Source organism: Spirochaetia bacterium 38H-sp, from assembly GCA_039023545.1.
Taxonomy (GTDB): domain Bacteria; phylum Spirochaetota; class Spirochaetia; order Winmispirales; family Winmispiraceae; genus Rarispira; species Rarispira pelagica.
The window spans coordinates 38,622-44,622 of record JBCHKQ010000007.1; the positions used below are offsets into that span (position 1 = coordinate 38,622).

General features: G+C 30.6%; 6 protein-coding genes. All 6 read left to right on the forward strand.

Going from position 1 to position 6,001, the window contains the following annotated elements:
• On the forward strand, window positions 1-1,434 hold the full coding sequence (locus WKV44_10355) for a UvrD-helicase domain-containing protein (GenBank protein MEM5948940.1): 1,434 nt from the start codon (window positions 1-3) through the stop codon (window positions 1,432-1,434).
• Entirely contained in the window at window positions 1,434-2,033 is a 600-nt protein-coding gene (locus WKV44_10360) for a UvrD-helicase domain-containing protein (GenBank protein MEM5948941.1), read from the forward strand. The genes WKV44_10355 and WKV44_10360 overlap by 1 nt, the downstream gene beginning before the upstream one ends.
• 313 nt (window positions 2,034-2,346) lie before the next feature.
• A complete protein-coding gene (locus tag WKV44_10365) occupies window positions 2,347-2,631 on the forward strand; it encodes a 3'-5' exonuclease (protein ID MEM5948942.1) in 285 nt (94 codons plus the stop codon).
• Window positions 2,632-2,857: 226 nt separating this feature from the next.
• Window positions 2,858-3,664 (forward strand): ABC-three component system protein, encoded by an 807-nt coding sequence (locus WKV44_10370; GenBank protein MEM5948943.1) that lies wholly within the window; start codon window positions 2,858-2,860, stop codon window positions 3,662-3,664.
• Window positions 3,665-3,965: 301 nt separating this feature from the next.
• The gene (locus WKV44_10375; protein MEM5948944.1) at window positions 3,966-5,591 is read left to right on the forward strand and encodes a DUF2326 domain-containing protein; all 1,626 of its coding nucleotides are present in this window, start codon (window positions 3,966-3,968) and stop codon (window positions 5,589-5,591) included.
• A gap of 179 nt (window positions 5,592-5,770) precedes the next feature.
• Window positions 5,771-6,001, forward strand: a 231-nt coding sequence (locus WKV44_10380; GenBank protein MEM5948945.1) for a hypothetical protein, incomplete at its 3' end; no start/stop codon positions are given.

The window sequence follows — 6,001 nt, forward strand, 5'->3', positions numbered from 1 at the left end:
ATGGAAAATACAACTGTGATTATTTTACTCTTAACAGGACTTACAATTGCAGGACTTATATATTATCGGTGGGATAAGGAGCAGAAAAGAAAAAAAGAAGAAGAGCGACAAAAACTTTTTGCCTTCTTCAAATCCAAACTTGACAGCATTTCAAAAGCTGTAAGACAGTTTTACGCACATCTTGATTATACAAACGGTTATTTCACAAATTACCAACTGACAGTTTGGGAAACACAAAACGACATACTTTACAAAGAGATAAAAGACAAGCCATTTGAGAACATTCAACTTGAAAGTGAAGAAGTAAAAACAATCAAAAATTTCCTCAAATATTTTTCTTCATCGGAAAGTTTGAGAACGGAACACAACAAAAATTTTGTAAAGGAAGAACTAAAAAATTACAGCCGCTTTTTCGACAATATTAAGGGGAGAAAACTTGATCTTCAGCAAAGAACAGCGATTGTAACAGATGAAGACAACAATATTATTATTGCAGGTGCGGGTTCGAGAAAAACGACTACCACAATAGGAAAAGTTAATTATGTAATTGACCGCTATAAAGTTCGCCCAAGCGAAATACTCTTAATCTCATTCACAAGAAAATCTGCACAGAATTTAAATGACAGAATAAAAATTGATGGAGTAGAAGCAAAAACTTTTCACAAATTCGGGAAAGACATTATTGCCGAAGTTGAAGGCAGACAGCCAAGTATTTTTGATGAGAGCCAATTCCGACCACTACTTACAAGATATTTTAATGAATTACTTCAGAATAAAAATTATTTGCGAAAAGTCACGAAATACTTTACTGTATTTTTAAAACCTTCAAAAGCACAATCTGAATTTGAAAATCAAGGTGACTACATTCAATACATCAAAGACCAAAATTTCCGAACTTACAAATTAAAGGAAGTTCCTGTTAGAGGGAGAATGACTTACAAGATGGAAGTTGTAAAGAGCATTGAGGAATGCAAGATTGCAAATTTTCTTTTGTTCAATTCCATTGATTACAAATATGAAGAACAATATGAAATTAAAACTGCCGATATGGAGCGGAGGCAGTATAAACCTGACTTCTCAATTTACCAAAATGGAACAAGAATTTATCTTGAACACTTTGGCATCTCAAGAAACGGTGATATTCCTCAGTGGTTTACAAAGGACGGTCAAACCTACGAAGAAGCCAAGTGTGAATACAACAGTAAAATAAATTGGGCAAGAAATTTACACCAAAGGCACGGAACTATTTTAATTGAAACTTTCAGTTATAAAATGGCAGAGGGCACGCTTTTTGAAAACTTAACTAAAAATCTAACTGAAGCAGGAATAATTTTAACGCCTAAAACTCCCCAAGAAATTTGGGAAATAATTAATAACGCAGCGGAAGATAAAGTAAACAACTTCATTACATTATTTCAAACATTCATTCCCTGATGAAATCAAATAATTATACAATAGATGATTTGCTGATAAGAAATGATGATACCGAAGATAGTTTCCACAGACAGCGTAATGAATTATTCATAGAAATTATTCAGCCTATTTATGAACGTTATGAAAATCATTTAAAAGAAATAAGACCAATCCCAGAGATTGACTTCAGTGATCTGATTAACAAGGCTACGACATATATCACAAATGGCCAATACAATAAGGAATTCAAATATGTAATCATTGATGAGTTTCAGGATATTTCAATAGACAGATATAAACTTGTAAAAGCAATCAAGGAAAATAATCCCGCTTGTAAACTCTTTTGTGTCGGAGATGACTGGCAATCAATTTGTCGGTTTAGCGGTAGTGATATTGCCTTATTCAAAGAGTTTGAAGAATATTTCGGCTTCACAGTGAAATCAAAAATTGAAACTACTTATCGTTTCCATAATCCGCTGTTAAATTTATCAAGTGAGTTCATCCAAAAAAATCCAAACCAAGCAAAAAAAGAATTACGAGGGACTTCCAATTCGAAAAGTACAACTTATCAAATTAAATATTCAATTTCAGACAATCAAGATGATACAAATACCTTGTAAGAAATTTTTGATGAATTAATTGGAATAAATAACATTGAAAACAAAAAGATTTTTATTCTTGGCAGATACAACTTTGACATTGACAGAATAAAAAATGAAAACAACATTTTCCGTATTGACAAGCGAGAGGGTTTTATCTCATACAGAACAAGGACAAAAGAGGGAGCGGAAAAAGAATTAATTGCATAGTACCTTACAGTTCACAAAGCAAAAGGACTAGAAGCAGATATTGTAATAATAATAAATTGCAACTCTGGTAAGCACGGTTTTCCATCTGAAATGTCAGATGACGCTGTATTTATTAAACCTGCTTTTGAGTGAGGCAGACCAATATGAAAACGGAGAAGAAAGACGACTGTTTTATGTTGCAATGACAAGAGCAAAAGAAAATGTTTATTTCATTGCAGATAGTTCCTACAAATCGAAATTTATAGCAGAATTAGAATTGGAGGACAATGACACGGAAATAAGAAAATGCCCTCGTTGCAAAACAGCAGACCTTGTCAAACGAAGCGGCACAACAAACGGCAGACAATGGGTATTTTGGGGTTGCTCAAATTTTTTATATGGTTGCAATTATCAAGAATGGGAAAACTAACACGAAATACTAAAAAGGGCAGCACACAACAATGTATAAGCGTAATGTGGGCTTAAGTACTTATTATGAATGATATAACTATTAATATAATTCGGTGTAAATTGAAAGTGAAGTGTTCCAAAAACCCGCAATACGCTTATACTCTCCGTTGTAGCCAATTGAAGAAAGAAAAGTGATATGATAGAAATAATTGACAATAGTTTTATAAAAAAAATAATTTTGCAATATGGGAAATAAAGCAAGACAATATAAAAAATCGACAATTAGAAAACTAGATACTCTATCTTGTAACCAATGTGCAAATCCCGATTGTGACAGAAAATTGATTGCAAGAGATGGAGACACAATAGTAAGTAAAATATGCCATATTGAAGCTGTAAGTCCTAATGGTCCTAGATTTAATCCAAATATGACAGATGACGAAAGAAGAGATTATGATAATCTTATTTTATTATGTGATGAATGTCATAGTATTATTGACAACAAAAAAAATGAAGGAAAATATACTGTTGATTTACTAAAAAAATGGAAGAGAGACCACGAAAATAAATGTCGCCAGCAGCAGTTAAGCAAAAAATCAACTCTTTTAAATCAAGCTATAAATGCTATTGCTTCTATCGAACTTGAAGATAATCTTGATAATTATTCGCTAGAAACCTTTAATATTGATAAAAAGATAGAATACAACTCAATAAAAGAGTATAGGTATATAATTGAAGATTGTAGTAAATATTATGGGAAACTAAATCCCCTTTATAGTGAATTGGAAAAACAAGGATCCTTTAGGAAGGAAAAATTATTGAGAATTATTCAGAATCTATATTTAAAAGCTAAGGGTGAATTTGTAAATGGGGAAAGGAATGAATTAGAAATGATTCAAAATAATGCAGACAAGATTTTTAAGTCGGTAGAGGAAAAACTTTGGCAATTAATTGATGAAAATCAATCAAATACAGATGACATTTACATTGCACTACCAATTATTATGGTTGATGCTTTTATGAGATGTAAAATATTAGAAGAACCAAGGTAATTATGATTTTAGGCAAAGATATAAATCCAAAAAAACAAATCTATTATATCAGTGCGTTAGTTTTGAATGAATTAAAAAGTTATGACAACACTGAGTTTGATTTTTTTGATGTATTCAATTCCCTAAAAAGAAAGGAAAAGGACATAACTATTAATTTATACTCATTATCATTAGACTGGTTGTATTTATTGGGTGCTATCAAAAAAGACAAAAATAGGCTTATAAAATGTTTTTAAAAGAATTATATATTCACAAAAATGACACATTAGTAAGAAAAATTAAATTCCATAAAGGAATCAATTTGATTATTGATGAGACAAAAACATCAGACAGAAAAGAATCTGGTAATAATGTTGGCAAAACAACAGTATTGCGTTTAATAGATTTTTGTTTAGGAGGGAAAGGAGAAAATATTTATAAAGACCCTGAGTTCAAAGAAAAAGGAAGTAACACAATTATTGAAAACTTCTTAAAAAACAACAATGTCATAATCACATTGGTATTAAAAGAGGATTTAGAATTAGAAGCATCAAACGAAATCGTTATTCGAAGAAATTTTTTATCTAGTAAAAATAAAATACAAGAAATAAATGGTGAACGTTTCAATAATAAAGATTTTCTCAAAAAGTTAAAAGAGTTGATTTTTAACTCAAAAAGTCCTAAACCAACTTTTCGCCAAATTATTGCAAAAAATATCAGAGATGAAAAATCAAGACTTATAAATACTATAAAAGTTCTACACCCCACAACCAAACACGAAGAGTATGAGGCATTATATTTTTTCTGGTTAGGTATACCAATAGATGAAGCAGAACGGAAACAACAATTACATTCATTGATTAAAATAGAAGAAGACTTACAACGAAGATTAAAAAAAGAATATACGCTTTCCCAAATTGAACAATCATTGATTATCATCAACCGGAATATAGAACAATTAGAAAAGAAAAAGGCTCAGTTTAATTTAAATGAAGATTACGAATCAGACTTAGAAAAACTTAATCACATTAAGGCTAAAATTAATAGGCTTTCTACACAAATCAGTCAACTGGAATTACGTAAAGATTTAATTTTAGAAAGTAAAGTTGAATTAGAGGAAGAAATAGCTAATATAGATGTAGAACAAATAAAATATTTATATTCTGAGGCAAAAATATTAGTCCCCGACTTACAGAAATCTTTTGAAGATACTTTAAAATTTCACAATGAAATGTTAATTGAAAAAAAGAATTATATAACAAAAGAACTACCTGGTATTGAAAACCAAATTAAAAATATAAATCAAGAGATTAAAAGTTTAATTTCACAAGAGAAAAAGTTAAGTGAATTATTACAGAAATCTGGTGCTTTGGAAGAATTGGAAAAAATTGTTTTAGAATTAAATAAATATTACGAGCAAAAAGGAAATCTTGAAGAACAAAAACGACTCTGGAATCAGACGATTAGCAATATTGAAAAATACAAAGGTGAATTAAATAGCATTGATAAAAACATTACTTCTAAAGAAGATTTGTTAAACGAAAGAATAACCATTTTCAATAAGTACTTTTCTTCAATTTCTCAAAAATTGTATGGAGAGCAATTTGTATTAAGTTATGATAAAAATGAGAAAGGATTTGAATTGAACATATCGACTATTAGTGGTAACCCTGGAACTGGAAAGAAAAAAGGACAAATTGCAGCTTTTGATTTGGCTTATATTCAATTTGCTGATGAATTAGGGATAAATTGTCTACACTTTATATTACACGACCAGATTGAAAATGTTCACGACAATCAAATCACCAGTCTTTTAAATGAAATAGTTTCAAATATTAATTGCCAGTACGTATTGCCAGTATTAAGAGATAAATTGCCAGAAGATGTTGATGTCGATAAATATAGAATATTATCTCTTTCGCAAAAAGAAAAGTTATTTAAGATATAGGACAACTGGCTACAACAAAAGCTATACGTAATGCGGGGGAAGTGCTAATATGAAAGTAATTACATTAAACAAACTTTACGGTAAGCGAACAGTGAAGTGCCTTGAAATCCCGCACTACGCATAGCCAAACCGTTAGGCGAAATTCTGCGCGTCAACAAAAACCATTAAAGGAGAAAAAAATGGAAAGAAAACTTAGAAGCTTATTGCCAATACTTATTATGGTAGTGTTAGTATTGGTGGTTATTGGTTGTAGCACTGTTAAAAAACAAGTCGAGGTTCCAGATGTTGCGCAAAAGATTTCACCCAAGGGGGATGATTATCTTGGAAAGAACGTTGTTCTTGCTAGATTTATTTGGGAAGACTTTTTTGAGGCAATCTTTTTCCCTGCCAATATATTAACAGAAGCAAGC

Excerpts from the sequence above, each read along its gene's own strand:
- WKV44_10370 (MEM5948943.1), top strand. The coding sequence starts at position 2,858 with ATGGGAAATAAAGCAAGACAATATAAAAAATCGACAATTAGAAAACTA.
- WKV44_10355 (MEM5948940.1), top strand. The coding sequence starts at position 1 with ATGGAAAATACAACTGTGATTATTTTACTCTTAACAGGACTTACAATT.
- WKV44_10360 (MEM5948941.1), top strand. The coding sequence starts at position 1,434 with ATGAAATCAAATAATTATACAATAGATGATTTGCTGATAAGAAATGAT.